Below are 16,001 nucleotides of genomic sequence, written 5' to 3' on the forward strand. Positions count from 1 at the left end.
TATCGAGGCGTGCGTCAGGTGGGCGCCGCGATGGCGACGCGTTTGGCGGTCCTGTCCTCCAGCAGCGGCTCGCCGGGCTGGCTGGCCTCGGCGTAGCTCTGCAGGCCGAAGCTGTAGCGCTGGCCGCCGCCGATCTTGCGACCGCGCGCCTGCGCCAGCGTGACCTCGCGATTGAGCCGGTCGCTGAAGCGGCGGCCCCAGCGGCGCACCAGGCCGTGCATGCGCTCGATGTCCTCGTCCTGCAGGCCCTCGCCGCGCACCGAGAACAGGAAGTGCCCGGCGTCCGGCCGATGCAGCTTGTCCCAGGCGGCCAGCATCCGGTCGGCGGCGATGCGCGCGCTGCGGGTCAGGCTTTGCAGCTCCTCGCCGGCCGCGCGCTCGGGCGCGGCCCAACGCACCAGGCCGTCGTCGTCGACCCGCACCGCGCCCTGCTGCAGCCAGGCGTCCAGCAGCGCCTTGGGCGGCACGCCCTTGGAGACTTCCTCGATCAGGTCCTCGAAGGTCGCGTGCTCGGACTCGCGCGCGGTGCTGCGACGCGCCAGCGGACGCGGCGCGCCGCGCTCGTCGATGAAGCGCGCATCGCCGCTCCACAGCGACATGACCGCGTCCAGCAAGCTCTTGCGGCGGCGCTCCGTCAGCGCCAGCGGCGCCTCGGTGCCGATGCGCTTCACGTCCTTGCGGTGCACGCCGGTCAGCGTGCTGAGCGCGGCGTCGGTGACGCGCCGCCCTTCCTCTTCCAGTTGCCTGGAGGCCTGCTCGATGTAGACGCGCTTGGACAGCTCGACCAGCTCGGCGATGCCGACGCCCTCGCGGACGAGCAGGCGGATCAGCGGACGCAGCAGCAACGTGGCGATATGCAGGGATTGCTCTTGTGTATTGGCGTTCATGGATGTCTCATGCGGGTGCGCGGCGGTGCGGATGATGCATCAGACGAAGCATTCCGGGCGCTCACCGCGCAGTCCGAACTGTCCCTCATCCGCAGGCCCGCCCGGGTGAGGGTTAGTCTCGATTTGCGATTTTTTTACACAAATCGACAATGCCCAACATGCAAGACGCTCCCCTCCTCCGTTCGTCGCGCGGCGCCTCGGCGCTGCTTTGCCTGACCGCCCTGCTCTGGCTGGGTCTGGACGTGGCGCGCGCCGCGTCCCCTGAATGGGAAACGCCCCCGGTCAGCCACAAGGACGTGAAGCCGTATGTGGACGTCACCGCGCTGCATGCGCTGGTGCTGCCGCCGCCGCCCGAGGAAGGCTCGCAGATCGATCGGGACGACATCGCGGGCGTGCTGGCGCGCCAGCAGGTCGACGCCAAGCGGCGCGAGATGGCCGAGGCCGACGGCAACCTGCTCTATGACCGCTTCGCGCCGCTGCTGGGCGTGGAGATCCGCCGCGACCGCTTCCCCGCGCTGGTGAACCTGCTCAACCGCTCGGTGCGGCAGGCCGGCCAGCCGGCCTTCGCGGCCAAGAACCTCTATCGCCGGCTGCGCCCCTATCAGCGCCTGACGCTGACGCATGTCTGCGGCCGCAGCGGCGGCTCCACGCCGGATCCGGACGCGCAGCAGCGCACCTCGTATCCGTCGGGGCACTCGACCTACGGCTGGACCACCGCGCTGGTGCTGGCGCGCGTGGCGCCGGACAAGGCGCCGGCGCTGCTGGCCCGTGCCCGCGAGTACGCCGAGAGCCGCCTCATCTGCTCGATGCATTTCCCCAGCGATGTGGAAGCGGGCCGCGCGCTCGCGACCGCCGTGGTGTCCCAGCTGGACTTGAACCCCGAGTTCCAGCAGGACCTCCAGCGCGCCCGGGCCGAACTGGCCGCGGCGCGCTGAGCCGACCAGCCCGCCGCCACCGCGGCGCCGGCTGAGTTCCCCGCCGACACGGCCCCGCACCCGCGGGCCGCGCCGGACGATCCCTCGCACCCGTCGTACCCCGCCGTACCTCGTCGTATCGCGTCGACCCCCGACGTCGTTTTGCCCGCGGCATCCGCCGCGTTCCCCATCCGTTGACCACCCGTCGACGGCGCCCGACCCACCAGGCCGGCGCCGGGGGAACGCTCGTCCCGCGATTCCGATTTCCCGACTTCACAGGCCTCCTCCCACCATGAAGACCCGTCTTTCCCTCATCACCCTCGCCTGCCTGGCCGCCGCGTTGCCGGCCGCCGCGCAGACCGCGCCCCAGACCCCGACACCGGCCGCGCCGCAGGCCGCCGGCCCGGACAAGGGCAAGCTGGAGAAGGTCGAAGTGACCGGCTCGATGATCAAGCGCATCGACACCGAGACGCCGGCTCCGGTGACGATCATCAAGCACGAGGACATCCTGCGCAGCGGCGCGACCTCGATCGACGAGCTGCTGCGCATGGACCCGTCCACGGGCGCCGGCGGCCTGGACGACATGGGTTCGGGCAACGGCTTCGCGGCCGGCACGGCGTCGATCTCGATGCGCGGCATGGGCTCGGCGGCGACGCTGGTGCTGATCAACGGCCGCCGCATGGCGCCGGCCGGCGTGGTCGATCCCAACAGCGGCCAGTCGACAGTGTTCAACGTCAACTCGATCCCGATGTCGGCCATCGAGCGCATCGAAATCCTGAAGTCGGGCGCCTCGTCGCTGTACGGCTCCGACGCGCTGGCGGGCGTGGTCAACATCATCCTGCGCAACGACTACACCGGCCGCCTGATCGAGGTGAACGCCAAACAGCGCTTCGACGGCCTCTTCAAGAGCCAGACCGTCAACGGCATGGTCGGCTTCGGCGACATCGCCCAGGACGGCTACAACGTCATGATCGGCGCGGAGGTCTATCTTCGCGACGGCGTCGGCATCAAGGAAGCGCCGGACCGGGTCCGCTCCGAGCTGCTGACCAAGCTCTACAGCCGCCTGGTGCCCAGCTCCACCTCGTCCTACCCGGGCAACCTCTACACCTACAACAACGGTCTGGCCGGCAGCTTCCGCGGCATGCTGTCGTCGGACTGCGCGACGCCGGCGCCCTACTCGTCGACGGTGTCCACGCCGCGCTGCCTGTGGGACTCCAACCAGTACGCCCAGTACACCGGCGATCAGGAGCGCGGCTCCGCCTTCCTGCGCGGCAGCCTGCGCGTCAACAACGACACCACGCTGACGGCCGAGGTGATGGCCTCGCGCGTGAAGAACGAGTACCTGGACTCGCCCACCAGCCGCAGCGAATCGCTGACCACCTGGGGCGACTCGCAGGGCAACACGGTGCAATACATGGGCCTGGCGCTGCCGGCCAACCATCCGCAGAACCCGACGCGGCTGGCCAGCACCGCCAACCCGGTGAAGCTGCCCAACAGCAGCGGCACCACGACGACGTACACCAAGCCGACGGTGCTGGGCCTGCGTTACCGCTTCGCCGACGTGCCCTACGGCTACAGCACGACCGCGGACAACGTCCGCATGGTCGTCAGCGGCAGCACGACGTGGAAGGGTTGGGACCTGGACGGCGGCCTGCTGCACCACTTCCAGCGCAACACCAAGGACCTGCACGGCCGTCTCAGCCTGTCGGGCCTGAACAAGGTCGTGAACGACGGCAGTTATGTCTTCGGCGGCAGCAACAGCGCGGAAGTGCTGGCCATCCTGTCGCCCGACCTGCACGACTGGGGCAAGGCGGCGACGTCGTCGGCGGACCTGCGCGGCTCGCGCGAGGTCGGCCAGATGGCCGGCGGCAGCGCGATGCTGGGCGTGGGCGGGGAGTTCCGCCATGAGAGCTTCGAGGTCGGCGCCGATCCGCGCACCGCGGCCGGCGACATCATCGGTCGCGGCATCGGCGAGGCCAGCGGCTCGCGCAACGTGGCCGCGGCCTACGCGGAACTGCAGATGCCCTTCCTGAAGGGCCTGGAGACGCAGACCGCCTTGCGCGCCGAGCACTACACCGACTTCGGCAGCGCCGTGACCGCCAAGATCGGCGCCAAGTACAAGCTGGCCGAGCAGGTGTCGCTGCGCGGCAGCTGGGCCAACGGCTTCCGCGCGCCGTCGCTGTCGCAGATCAGCAAGTCGTCGGTGTTCTCGTTCAGCTCGGGGTATCGCGATCCGGTCCTGTGCCCGACGGTGGTCTCGACCAACAACAACTGCTCGCTGAGCCTGTCGACGGTCTCGCTGGCCAACCCGGACCTGAAGCCGGAGAAGTCCGACTCCTACACGCTGGGCGTGCTGTACGCGCCGACCTCGACCACGGACGTGATCGTCGACGGCTGGTACATCGAGCGCCGCGGCGAGGTGGACCGCCTGAGCGCGCAGGAGATCCTGAACCGCGAAGGCGAGTTCCCCGGCATGGTGCTACGCCTGCCGACGACGGACGGCACGCGCGGTCAGGTCTTCCAGGTGCGCCGCCCCTACCTGAACCTGGCCAAGACGCGCACGTCGGGCGTGGACTACGACCTGTCGCAGCGTTTCTCGCTGGGCGAGTACGGCAGGCTCAAGCTGAGCCTGCGCGGCACCCGCATGTTCATGCGCAAGGAGCAGATGGAAGCCGGCAGCAAGGTGACCGAGACGCTGGGCTTCTACAAGGTGCCGCGCAGCAAGGCCGCGATCAGCGCGGGCTGGACGATGGGCGACTGGTCGGCGTCGGTGACCGGCAACTACCAGAGCGGCTTCCAGAGCTTCGACGCGGGCAGCGCCTGCGACGCCACGCTGGGCGACAACGGCTACGCCAGCCTGTGCCGCATGAAGGCCTGGCGCACGGCCGACCTGTCGGTCAGCTACCGCGGCTTCAAGGGCATGCGCCTGGGCGCGACGATCCGCAACCTGGCGGACTCCCGCCCCCCGTTCGACCCGAACGAGACCACCGTCGGCGTGACCGGCAGCGTCGCCAACGCGTATGGCCGCTACCTGTCGGTGAACGCGTCGTACGAGTTCTGATCTGCAAACAACACAACTGACCGGGTGTCAGTTGTAGTTGGTCAAGGGGCGCTCGGAAGAGCGCCCTTTTTCATCGGCCCATGGCAACGACGCGCTTGACCCGCCTCCTCGCTCACCCCTAATATCGCGCCCGCTCCGGCAGTTCCGCTGCCACGAGCCGTAAGCGTTCAACGTCAACCAACGCGCAACACCACCGGCACGATGCTTCATGGCATCGCCGTCGGTCCTGCGCGAGGTTCGACACGATGCTTTCCCTCCCCCGGGCTTCTCCAGCCCGATTCGGCCCCAGCGGCCGACGCCTCTTCCGGCCTCCGCGCCGGAGACCTCCGACCCCCGACGACCCCACGCGCGACACCCCCTCGTGTCGCCCGGTCGCGCCGCCGCATGCCCGCGGCGCGCGGTCGGTCGCCGTGCTCGTCCTCGTCATTTCCTACGCACCCTCATTCCATCTGGAAACACCATGACCACGATTCCATCGACCCTCAATCACCTCAGCCTGCCCTCCCGCGATGCAAGCGCGACGGCGGCGTTCTTCGAGCGCCACCTCGGCTTCGAGACGTCGTCGTTCGGCACCAGCCGCATCCTTAAGAAGGATGGCCTCGACATCGTCATCGAGCACGTCACCGACCGCGACGTGTCGTGGCCGACGAACTTCCACATCGGCGTGGAGCTGGCCTCGCGCGACGACGTCGAGCGGCTGCACGCCGAGCTGGTGAGCCACGCCGTGCCGATGGAGACGGACGTCTTCCTGCACGCACGCGGCTCGCGCTTCTTCTGCTGGGTACCCGGCGGCGTGATGCTCGAAGTCAACACGCGCGCGGACGCGGAACCCCGGTTCCGCGCGACGTTCGCGAGCCAGCGCACCTGAGCGACCGGAGCGCATGAGGCGCCGATAGAGCATCACTGAAACGTTGATTGGCGCCGGGCCGCGATGCGGCTCGGCGCCTGGTATTTCGCCGACGGGAAACCGACACTGGATTGGCGTCGGCGGCGATGGCAACATGCGCCCTTCGATTGCTCATCGAGCCCAGCATGCCGACGACCAAGGCCAGTCCCGCTCCCGCCGCCAAGGCGGCGAGCAAGTCCTCCAGCAAGGCCACGGCCGCGACCTCCGCCGAGGCCGCCTCCGACCTCATCGACGCCCGGATCGCCGAGCTCGGCGACTGGCGCGGCCAGACGCTGGCCCACATCCGCGCGCTGATGAAGGACGCGGTGCCCGACGTCGTCGAGGAGTGGAAATGGGGCGTGCCCGTCTGGTCCCGCGACGGACAGATCTGCACCGGCGAGGTCTACAAGCAAGCCGTCAAGATGACCTTCGCGAAAGGCGCCAAGGTCGACGACCCGGCCAGGCTCTTCAACGCCAGCCTCGAGGGCAACGTGCGCCGCGCCATCGATGTGCGCGAGGGCGAGCAGATCGACGAGCAGGCGCTGAAGGCGCTCTTCCGCGCCGCCGCCGCGTTGAACGTGCCCAAGCGCCACGCCAAGGCCGCCAAGTAATCGCCGTCCGACCGAATCAACCCCCTTCTCCGAGCCCCTTCATGCATCAACGTTTCGCCGCTCTCGTCGTCCTGGTGACCTCCTCCGTGGGCGCCTTCGCTTTCCAACCGGTGGAGGCCGGCCTGCAACCGCTGAAGGCCCGTGTCGCGGCCATCGACAAGGACATCGAAGTCCTGAATCAACGACTGCGCGCCGAGGACGCCGCGCCCGAGATTCGGGCCGCGGCATTCCGGCAGTACCAGACGCTGACGGCGGAGCGCGAGGGCCTCGCGCGCCAGATCAAGCAGTCGCGCGAGTTGGCGCAGTCACCGCTGGTGATGTATGCGACCCCGCAGGGGCAGGTGTTGCCTCGCGAGGTGGCCGAGGCGGACGGGAAGTAGCCTCACCCCAACTGCTGAATCCGAATCATGTTCCCCGCCGGGTCTCGCACGCCGAGGTCCCTCACGCCATACGGCTGATCGGTCGGCTCCTGGACGATCTCCGCGTCGCCGTCCTGCAGGCGCTGGAAGGTCGCATCGAGGTCCTTGGCGCCCAGCAGCAGCATCGCGAAGGTGCCCTTGGCCATCATCTCGGCGATGGTGCGTTTCTCCTCGTCGGTGACGCCGGGGGTGGCGTTGGGCGGGTACAGCACGATCGACGTGCCGGGCTGGCCCTTGGGGCCGATCGTGACCCAGCGCATGCCGCCGTAGGCGACGTCCTTGCGGATCTCGAAATCGAGCACGTCGCGGTAGAAGGCCACCGACGCCTCGGGGTCGGTGTGCGGCAGGAAGGTCGAGTGGATGGTGATGTCCATGGTCAGTCTCCGGATGGGTTGAAGTCCATGGGGATCAGTCTAGGGTGGGCCTGCCGGCTACGCTTCTCGATTCCTGATCGGTCGCGTCACCTGTTTGGCGACGCAGGACGGCATGCCTTCCGCCTCCCCCGCCGCATCGCGCCGGTACACGCTCGGCGGCACGCCGACCAGCTCGGTGAACCGCGTGCTGAAGGTGCCCAGCGACGAGCACCCCACCTCGAAACAGACCTCCGTGACACTGAGGTCGCCGCGGCGCAGCAGCGCCATCGCGCGCTCGATGCGGCGCGTCATGAGGTACGAGTAGACGGACTCCCCGTAGGCGAGCCGGAACTGGCGGCTCAAGTGCCCCGCCGACATGTGCACCCCCTGCGCGAGCGCCTCCACGTCCAGCGGCTGGGCGTAGTCGCGGTCGATGCGATCACGCACGCGGCGCAGGCGCGCGAGATCGCGGAGCTGGGTATCGGGTGAATTGACGGACACGGCGCGCATCCTGCCACGCCGCCCGCGCGCGGCTCAAGGGTGACGACCCGGCCGATGGAGCGACGCCGGCCCGGGGCGTCGATCGCCTCAGCGCTTCTTCGGGACCGTGGACGCACGGGTCGGCGCCATTGCCTTCACCGTGGCCGGGCGGCGGCCGCGGGCGCGTCGTCCAACGTCTTCAGGAACGCGACGATGTCCTTGATCTCCGCCTCCGTCAGCGACGGCTTGCCGCCGCGCCGGGCGCCGAACGGCGGCTCGTCGTTGATGTTGGCCTGGTACTTCGCCGGCAGGTCGTCGTACTTGCGCACGTGGCCCTTGGCGTCGCGCGGATAGAAGCGCTCCGGATTCGAGTCCCGCTGCGCGTAGAAGCGCACGACCTGCTCCAGCGAGGTCATGCCGCCGTTGTGGAAGAACACCTGGCGCGTCGCGACATTGCGCAGCGACGGCGTCTTGAACAGGCCGCAATTCTCGGGGTGGTCCTTCAGGTCGGTGCGCAACGGGCCGCAGGTGCCGAGGTCGTGATACGCCGGATCGCGGTTGGCCGGAATGGCGGGGTTGCGGGGCACGCCGATGGCGATGTGGCCCATGTCCGTGAAGACCGGGAACGCGCCGCGCTTGATCGCGCTGGGGTGGCACGACGCGCAGTTGCCCTTGGCCTTGTCCTCGAAGAGCGCCAGCCCGCGCGCCTCGGCCGGCGTCAGCACGGCCTTGCCGCGCAGCACCGCGTCGTAGCGGCTGGTGAACGGGTAGAAGTCCTTCGGGCTCTGCTGGAAGACCTCCAGCGCGAGCACCAGCCCGTTCCAGGCCACGCCGGCATCGTCGAACAGATGCGGGCCGAAGGCCTCCCGCATCGCGGCGGCGTTCGGCGACGTCTTCAGGCGCTGAACCACCACGGCGCGGTCGCTGTTGCCCATCTCGAACGGGGACAGCAGCGGCGCCTCCGCCTGCTCGTGCGCGGACGCCGCGCGGCCGTCCCAGGCGAAGCCGCCGGTGGGGCCCTGGTCGAGGCTGTCGTCGCCGTCGTTGTCGAAGAAGTGCTCGGAGAACTGCGGCGTCGTCTGCCGGTACATCAGCGACGGCACAGCCCGCAGGCCCGGCACCGCGCCGCTCGATCCGCCCGCCTGCACCGGCAGCGCGTTCGGCGGGCCGTAGGCATGGGCCGGGTCGTGGCACGACGCGCAAGACATGGCCCCCGAGGCCGACAACGCGCGATCGAAGAACAGCTTGCGGCCCAGCGCCGTCAGCACCTGCGCATCGGGCTTGCGCTCGAACGGGGTCGCGTAGAACGGGCGTGCGACCGGGGCGCCGGGCGGTGCGCTCGTGGCGCTCGTGGCGGCCGGCGCGGCACGAGCGGCCGACCCGCCCATCGCGTGACCCAGCAACGCGCCGGCCGCGACGCAAAGCGCCCCCAGCGACGCGATGGACCAGGGGATGGGCAGCCCCCACAGGCGGTTGGCGCGGCCAGCGCCGGAAGGTGTGCGAGCGAGAGGGTCGTGCAGGTCGGTCACAGTCGATTCAGCAATGAAACAGCAACTATTAACAGGATCACGCAATCTTCTTAACGGACTCATCACGCGTCGTGAAGGAAATGTGCGCAAACCCAGGTGTAGCGGCACCGAATGACACGGGCGTGTCATGTGGCGAAAGGAAGCTGCGCGCCGTTCGCAGAAGCGATCGTTATTCCTTACGTTGGAGTCTCCCGATGAAGATCCCCTTTCGCGCACCCCGCCTCCCCCTGGCCTTGACGCCGCTGGCGCTCGGCGCGCTGCTGACGCTGGGCGGCTGCCTGGGCAGCAGCAACTCGTCGGACACGCCCGTCGATCCGACCACGGCGTTGCAGAACAAGGTCCAGAACATCGTCGTCATCTACGCCGAGAACCGCGCCTTCGACAACCTGTACGGCAACTTCCCGGGCGCCAACGGCCTGAGCGCCGTGGTGGACGGCACCGGCAAGCCGACATCGGCGTACGTCGCGCAGAAGGACCGCAACGGCAGCACCACGCTGGCAACGTTGCCCCCCGTCTGGGGCGGCGTGACGGCGGCCGGCAGCGCGGTGACCGTGACGCAGGCGCAGAGCGCCGGCCTGGCCAACGCGCCGTTCAACATCGGCACCGCCTTCAAGGCCAGCGCCAACGCCACCATCGACGGCACCGTGGTGACGCGCGACCTGTATCACCGCTTCTTCGAGAACCAGATGCAGATCAACGGCGGCAAGAACGACATGTTCGCCGCGTGGGCCGATTCGGGCGGCCTGGTGATGGGCTACTTCGACTACAGCAGCTCGCCGCTGTACAAGCTGGCGCAGCAGTACACGCTGGCCGACAACTTCTTCCAGGGCGCGTTCGGCGGGTCGTTCCTGAACCACCAGTACCTGATCTGCGCCTGCGCGCCGGAGTACCCGAACGCCGACACCGCCGCGGCCAAGCCGACCATCCAGGCCGTCGACAAGAACGCGGACGGCAGCTACACGTCCAACCTGACGCTGGCGGCGACGAACAAGGCGTCGGCGCTGGACGGCGCGCCCGCCTTCCTGGCCACCGGCAACATCACGCCGGCCAACTACTTCGGCGACAACAAGTTCTACGCGGTCAACACGATGCAGCCGGCCTACCAGCCCAGCGGCAACGCGCCGGCCGACCTGAACGGCAACGACGGGCTGTATGCCGACACGTCCAAGAGCACCACGCTGCCGCCGCAAACGCAGCAGAACATCGGCGACCTGCTGAGCGCCAAGAGCGTCAGCTGGGCCTGGTACGGCGGCTCGTGGAACTCGGCGACCAAGGACGGCATGCAGGCGCCGACGGCCAAGCGCACGGTGATCTACGCGGGCAACGCCAACGGCGTGGCGGCCACCGACGCGGTCGACTTCCAGACCCACCATCACCCGTTCAACTTCTACGCCAACATGGACCCGGTCACGCACGCGACCGACCGCGCGACCCACCTGAAGGACTACGACGACCTGGTCAAGGACGCGGCCGCGGGCACGCTGCCGGCGGTGACCTTCTACAAGCCGGAAGGCCTGTACAACCAGCACCCGGGCTACGCCAACATCGCCAACGCGGATCAGAAGATCGCCGACCTGGTGGCCAAGCTGCAGGCCAGCCCGCAATGGAAGAACATGGTCATCGTCGTGACCTATGACGAAAACGGCGGCCAGTGGGACCACGTGGCGCCGCCCAAGGGCGACAAGGTCGGCCCCGGCACGCGCATCCCGGCGCTGGTGATCTCGCCGTTCTCGAAGATGGGCACGGTGGACCACACGCAGTACGACACCGCGTCGGTGCTGCGCCTGATCACGCGCCGCTTCGGCCTGAACGTCCTGCCCGGCCTGCAAAAGCGCGACGACGCGCTCAAGGCCGCCGGTGGCTCCGCCATGGGCGACCTGACCAACGCGCTGAACCTGCAGTGATCGCGGCGGCGGCCCGGGAGGGCCGCCGTTGATCGAGCACCGTGAGGGCCGCGCTGCGCCTCCCCGGCGGGCGCGGCCCGTTGCTTGTCGCCTTCAGCCCTTGCCGACGCGGTAGTGGAGCAGCTTGGCGGTGCCCTGCTGCGTGCAGCCGTCGACCGTCACCAGGATCGGTGCGCCGCTGTTCAGCGCCAGCAGGAAGGACGCATAGGCGCGGCGCCCCTGCGGCGTGTCGCCGTTGTCGAAGCGGAACTCCGTGTCGGGCGTCCGCGAGCAGCCCAGCGATTGACCGAAGGGCGGGCCATCGACCTGCACGAAGCAGGTGTTGTCGGTGTTGTGACACCCGACGGTGAGCACGCGGCGCCAACCGAGGTCCTCGGCGGACGCGGTCTGCGCGGCGAAGAGCGCGGGAATCGCGACCCACAAGGACGCGGCCGCGAACGATGTCTTGCGCATGGAATCCCCTCCCTGGGGTGTCGAAAGGCCGCCGAGATTACCCGCGCGTCCCCACCTTCCGCCCCTGTCTCCCCCAACCGGGCTGTTGGACACACGCCACTTCGTAGATGATAATGTTTCTCATTTGCAAAATGACGAGCCCAGCATCCGCGTCGCGCCGGCATGCCGTGGCAGCCGCAGGAGCGTCCGTTGTTGAGTCCCCACCCCTTGTTGCACGATCAGTTCCATGACTGGTACAGCGGCCACCATCGCTGGCTCCATGCCTGGCTGAGCCGGCGGCTGGGCTGTCCGCACCGCGCGGCCGACGTGGCGCACAACACCTTCCTGCGCCTGCTGTCGGCCCGCGACGCCCTGCTGGGCGTGCAGCAGCCGCGCGCCTGGCTGACCACCACCGCGCGCCGGTTGATCGTCGACGAGGTCCGCCACCAGCGCATCGAGCAGGCCTATCTGGACGAGCTCACCGCGCTGACCGCCGACGGCGCCGGCGCGCCCTCCCCCGAGCAGATCCTGGACGCCGTGCAGGCGCTGATGCAGTTGAGCGCGATCCTCGACACCGTCGCCCCCAAGGCCCGCACCGCGTTCCTGCGCCATTACCTGGACGACGAGCCGCAGGCGGTGGTCGCGGAGGAACTGGGCGTGTCGGTCCGGATGGTGCGCAAGTACCTGGCGCAAGTGCTGCTCGAATGCGGCATGGCCAGCATGCGGCTGAGCGCGTGAAGACGCAGACGCGCATGGGCGCGCACACGGCAACGGCAACGGCAACGGCAACGGCAACGGACACCGACACCGACGCCATCGCCGCCACGGCCGCGGACTGGATCGTGCGGCTGAGCGCCGACGACGCCGACGAGCGGCAGGCGGCCATCGAGGGCTTCGAGGCGTGGAAGCGCGCGGATCCACGCCACCTCGCGATGGCCGCGAACATGGAGCGCTTCATCGACCAGACCCGCAAGCTGGCCAATGACGGCAACGGCCAGGCCAGCACGCAAGCCGCGCATGCGGCGCTGGACGAGGTGAGCCCCGCCCGCGTCGCGCGTCGCCGCCGGGTCCGACGCGGCATCGGGCTGGCGGCGGCGGCGGTGCTCGGCGGCGCCGCGCTGCTCGCCGGCAGCGATCCGGGTCGCCTGCTGGCGGATCTTCGTCAGCCCCTCGGCGCCCCGCGCAGCACGACGCTGGCGGACGGCTCGACGCTGACGCTCGCCGGCGGCGCCGCGGTCGACGTGCGCCTGGACGGCCCCGAGCGCCACATCGTGCTGCGCGGCGGCGAGATCCTGCTCCAGGTCGCCAAGGATCCGCTGCACCCGCTGATCGTCGAGACGCCTCAAGGAAACATCCGCGCGCTGGGCACGCGATTCCTGGTGCGACGCGATGGCGCGACCACCTGGCTGACGATGCTCGAATCCCGCGCCGCCGTGACGACGAGCGACCCGACCGTGCCGCGGCAGGTGATCGCCGCCGGCGAGCGCGCGCGCATCACCGCGCGTGGCATCGAGACGCTGCCCGCCATCGACCCCGGGCTGGCCGAGGAGGCCTTCCGCCGCCAGCGCCTGATCGCCCAGGACCGCCCGCTGGCCGAGGTGCTGGACGAGCTCGCCCAGCACCGCCCCGGCCTGTTGCGCTACGACGCGAAGGCCGTCGCCGGGCTGCGCGTCACGGCGGTGCTCCCGCTGGACGACACCGATCGCGCGCTGGCGCTGGTGGCCGCCAGCTTCCCTCGACTGCGCATCCGCCGCGTCGGCGACTGGCTGGTCTTTGTCGATGCGCGCGCATAGCGCCCGTGCCTTCGCCGTGATCGACGGCGGCGGTTCCGCTTTTCGGCCGACGACCGTCATGGAGGTATGCGGGGCGCACACGGCAAGACGGCGCCCCTCCCCGGCCACTTCCTCCTCCGTCATGACCGCTCTTTCGTCCTCCCCCGTCGCCCGTCCCGTCGACGCCGCGCTCACACGCCCGGGCGCGCCCCGCGCGATCGCGCTCGCCGCGCGCCTCTTCTGCGCGCCTCACCTCGTCGTCCTGGCCGGAGCCGTCATCGCGACCTCGGGCCACGCCCAGTCGAGCCAGACCCCGTCGACCATCGACCAGGCGACCGGTCCACGGTCCGCCCATGCACCAGCCGCCGGCACGCAAGCCAACGTCCTGGCCGATGTCGCCGCCGGTCCGCTGGACCAGGCGCTGAGCCGCTTCGCGCTGCAGGCCGGTGTACCGCTGTCGGTCAACGCGTCGCAGCTCAAGGGCAGGACCACCGCCGGCCTGTCCGGCGCGGTCACCGTCGACGACGGCTTCCGGCGCCTGCTGGCCGGCAGCGGCTATCAGGCGACGCGCACGTCCGCGGGTTACGTGCTGGTGGCCGCGCCCGCCGCCGCCCAGGCTCCCGCCGCCCCCATCGCGCCGCCCCCCGCCGCGAAGCCGCGGCCCGACGCCTCGCCGCAGGCCGACGGCGTGCTGCCGGTGGTCACGGTCGCCTCCAACCGCCTGGGCGACATCACCGAGGCCTCCGGCTCCTACACCCCGGGCACGATCGCCACGGCCACGCGGCTGGTGCTGTCGCCGCGCGAGACGCCGCAGTCCATCAGCGTGATCACGCGCCAGAAGATGGACGACTTCAACCTGACCTCCATCGATCAGGTGATGGCGCACACGCCGGGCATCAGCATCGTCACCTACGACAGCGAGCGCACCGAGTACTACGCGCGCGGCTTCGCGGTGCAGAACTTCCAGTACGACGGCATTCCGATGATGCGGGACTCGGCCTACTCGGCGGGCAACACGCTCAGCGACATGGTGATGTACGACCGCGTCGAGGTGCTCAAGGGCGCCACCGGGCTGCTGACGGGCTCGGGCACGCCGGGCGCCACCATCAACCTGATCCGCAAGAAGCCCACGCAGGACTTCCGCGGCCACGTCAACGCGAGCATCGGCAGTTGGGGCAGCCATCGCGCCGAGGTCGACGTCTCCAGCGCGCTCAACGAGAGCGGCAGCATCCGCGCCCGCGGCGTCGCGGCCTACGGCGACAGCAAGACGCAACTCGACCATTACTCGCGCCGCAGCACCGTGCTCTACGGCATCGTCGAGGCGGACCTCACGCCCGCCACGCTGCTCACTGTCGGCTTCGACTACCAGGACAACACGCCCAAGGGATCCACCTGGGGCGGCATCCCGCTGCTGAACACCAACGGCCAGTTCAACGCGATGCCGCGCTCGTTCAACAACGGCGCCACGTGGAGCCACTGGGACCAGTACACCCGCACCGGCTTCGCGACGCTGGAGCATGAGTTCGACAACGGCTGGGTCGCCAAGGCGCAGTTCAACCACCAGATCAACGGCTACGACGCCAACCTGGGCGCGGCGGCCGGCGGCTATCCCGATCCGGCCACCGGCGATGGCGTGTCGATGTGGGTCGGCCAATACATCGGCCGCACCGTCAGCGACGCGGCCGACGTCTACGCGACCGGCCCCTTCACGTTGGCCGGGCGCAAGCACGACCTGGTGCTGGGCGGCAGCGTGGCGACCCGCCACTGGAAGAACAGCGGCTGGTGGAACCTGCCGGCCTACGACACCCATGTCCGCGACTACTACCACTGGCAGGGCCGCGTGCCCGCGCCGCCGTGGGGCCCGACACCCGACTACACCGACGACCAGACCACCCGCGAGCGCGGCCTCTACGCCACCGCGCGCTGGAACCTGGCCGATAACCTGAAGCTGATCACCGGCGGACGCTGGTCCAGCTACCGCAACAAGGTCGCGGGCCTGGACGAGCCCGGCGTGGTCGTGCCGTATGTCGGCACGGTGGTCGACCTGTCCAAGGACTACTCGCTCTACGCCAGCTATTCCGGCATCTTCACGCCGCAGTCGCTGCAGGACGAGCAAGGCCGCGCGCTCGACCCGCTGCAAGGCAAGAACTACGAGATCGGCGCCAAGGGCGCGCTGCTGAACGGGCGACTCAACGCCTCGGTCGCCGCCTTCCAGCTGGTGCAGGACAACTTCGGCATCGAGACCGGCGGCAAGACGCCCACCGGCGATCCGGCCTACCGCGCCGCGCAGGGCGTGAAGACCCGCGGCTATGAGCTGGAGGTCTCCGGCCAGGTGGCGCCGGGCTGGCAACTGCAGGCGGGCTTCACGCACAGCGTCTCGCGCCAGAACGACACCCGCGTCTCGACGCTGTCGCCGGCCAACCAGTTCACCCTCTACGCCAGCCGTCAGTTCACCGGCGCCCTGGCCGGCCTGACGCTGGGCGGCGGCGCGCGCTGGCTGGACAAGACCTGGGGCAACATCGCCACGCCCGCCGGCGGCACGGTGGTGCACGAGGCCAAGGACTACTGGGTCCTGGACGCGATGGCGCGCTACGAGTTCAGCAAGCAGCTGTCGGCGTCCGTCAACGTCTCCAACCTGCTGGACAAGAAGTACTACACGATCTTCAGCTGGTACTCGACGTACACCTGGGGCGCGCCCCGCGCCGTGACGGTCAACGCGAACTACAAGTTCTGATCCGTCGGGCATGACCACA

General features: G+C 69.7%; 14 protein-coding genes. 9 read left to right on the top strand and 5 right to left on the bottom strand.

The window, feature by feature from the left end; genetic code table 11:
• Positions 1 to 14: 14 nt before the first annotated feature.
• Positions 15 to 887, bottom strand: a complete 873-nt coding sequence (locus CDN99_RS11540) for a DUF6502 family protein (protein WP_088384998.1) — start codon at positions 885 to 887, stop codon at positions 15 to 17.
• A gap of 158 nt (positions 888 to 1,045) precedes the next feature.
• Between CDN99_RS11540 and CDN99_RS11545 the strand changes: the two genes are divergently transcribed.
• The 5 genes from CDN99_RS11545 to CDN99_RS11565 all read left to right on the top strand — a co-directional run bounded on the left by CDN99_RS11545 (position 1,046) and on the right by CDN99_RS11565 (position 6,739).
• A complete protein-coding gene (locus CDN99_RS11545) occupies positions 1,046 to 1,822 on the top strand; it encodes an acid phosphatase (protein ID WP_158218824.1) in 777 nt (258 codons plus the stop codon).
• A gap of 271 nt (positions 1,823 to 2,093) precedes the next feature.
• Positions 2,094 to 4,862, top strand: coding sequence for a TonB-dependent receptor (locus tag CDN99_RS11550; RefSeq protein WP_088385000.1), 2,769 nt, complete (start codon positions 2,094 to 2,096; stop codon positions 4,860 to 4,862).
• Between the two features lie 460 nt (positions 4,863 to 5,322).
• The gene (locus tag CDN99_RS11555) at positions 5,323 to 5,730 is read left to right on the top strand and encodes a VOC family protein (RefSeq protein ID WP_088385001.1); all 408 of its coding nucleotides are present in this window, start codon (positions 5,323 to 5,325) and stop codon (positions 5,728 to 5,730) included.
• A 164-nt stretch (positions 5,731 to 5,894) separates the two neighbouring features.
• Positions 5,895 to 6,359, top strand: coding sequence for a DUF1801 domain-containing protein (locus tag CDN99_RS11560; protein ID WP_088385002.1), 465 nt, complete (start codon positions 5,895 to 5,897; stop codon positions 6,357 to 6,359).
• A 41-nt stretch (positions 6,360 to 6,400) separates the two neighbouring features.
• Positions 6,401 to 6,739 carry a hypothetical protein gene (locus tag CDN99_RS11565; RefSeq protein ID WP_088385003.1) on the top strand — a complete coding sequence of 113 codons (339 nt, stop codon included), beginning with the start codon at positions 6,401 to 6,403 and terminating at the stop codon, positions 6,737 to 6,739.
• Between the two features lie 2 nt (positions 6,740 to 6,741).
• On the opposite strand, the gene CDN99_RS11570 is transcribed toward CDN99_RS11565, so the two are convergent.
• The 3 genes from CDN99_RS11570 to CDN99_RS11580 form a co-directional block, all read right to left on the bottom strand.
• Positions 6,742 to 7,152, bottom strand: a complete 411-nt coding sequence (locus tag CDN99_RS11570) for a VOC family protein (protein WP_088385004.1) — start codon at positions 7,150 to 7,152, stop codon at positions 6,742 to 6,744.
• 57 nt (positions 7,153 to 7,209) lie between these two features.
• Positions 7,210 to 7,632 carry a helix-turn-helix transcriptional regulator gene (locus CDN99_RS11575; RefSeq protein WP_238139485.1) on the bottom strand — a complete coding sequence of 141 codons (423 nt, stop codon included), beginning with the start codon at positions 7,630 to 7,632 and terminating at the stop codon, positions 7,210 to 7,212.
• Between the two features lie 134 nt (positions 7,633 to 7,766).
• A complete protein-coding gene (locus CDN99_RS11580; protein WP_088385226.1) occupies positions 7,767 to 8,999 on the bottom strand; it encodes a cytochrome-c peroxidase in 1,233 nt (410 codons plus the stop codon).
• Positions 9,000 to 9,334: 335 nt separating this feature from the next.
• Here CDN99_RS11580 and acpA point away from each other — a divergent pair, with 335 nt between their 5' ends.
• The gene (acpA, locus tag CDN99_RS11585) at positions 9,335 to 11,044 is read left to right on the top strand and encodes an acid phosphatase (protein ID WP_088385006.1); all 1,710 of its coding nucleotides are present in this window, start codon (positions 9,335 to 9,337) and stop codon (positions 11,042 to 11,044) included.
• 93 nt (positions 11,045 to 11,137) lie between these two features.
• On the opposite strand, the gene CDN99_RS11590 is transcribed toward acpA, so the two are convergent.
• Complete coding sequence (locus tag CDN99_RS11590) at positions 11,138 to 11,497, bottom strand: hypothetical protein (RefSeq protein ID WP_088385007.1); 360 nt, start codon at positions 11,495 to 11,497, stop codon at positions 11,138 to 11,140.
• A gap of 189 nt (positions 11,498 to 11,686) precedes the next feature.
• Here CDN99_RS11590 and CDN99_RS11595 point away from each other — a divergent pair, with 189 nt between their 5' ends.
• The 3 genes from CDN99_RS11595 (at position 11,687) to CDN99_RS11605 (ending at position 15,982) form a co-directional block, all read left to right on the top strand.
• Positions 11,687 to 12,214: a sigma-70 family RNA polymerase sigma factor gene (locus CDN99_RS11595; RefSeq protein ID WP_238139487.1), complete on the top strand. Its 528-nt coding sequence runs from the start codon at positions 11,687 to 11,689 to the stop codon at positions 12,212 to 12,214.
• The gene (locus CDN99_RS11600; protein WP_238139488.1) at positions 12,211 to 13,269 is read left to right on the top strand and encodes a FecR family protein; all 1,059 of its coding nucleotides are present in this window, start codon (positions 12,211 to 12,213) and stop codon (positions 13,267 to 13,269) included. The genes CDN99_RS11595 and CDN99_RS11600 overlap by 4 nt, the downstream gene beginning before the upstream one ends.
• A 121-nt stretch (positions 13,270 to 13,390) precedes the next feature.
• Positions 13,391 to 15,982: a TonB-dependent siderophore receptor gene (locus CDN99_RS11605; RefSeq protein ID WP_088385009.1), complete on the top strand. Its 2,592-nt coding sequence runs from the start codon at positions 13,391 to 13,393 to the stop codon at positions 15,980 to 15,982.
• Positions 15,983 to 16,001 lie beyond the last annotated feature (19 nt).

The organism is Roseateles aquatilis (genome assembly GCF_002205645.1).
GTDB classification, from domain to species: domain Bacteria; phylum Pseudomonadota; class Gammaproteobacteria; order Burkholderiales; family Burkholderiaceae_C; genus Roseateles; species Roseateles aquatilis.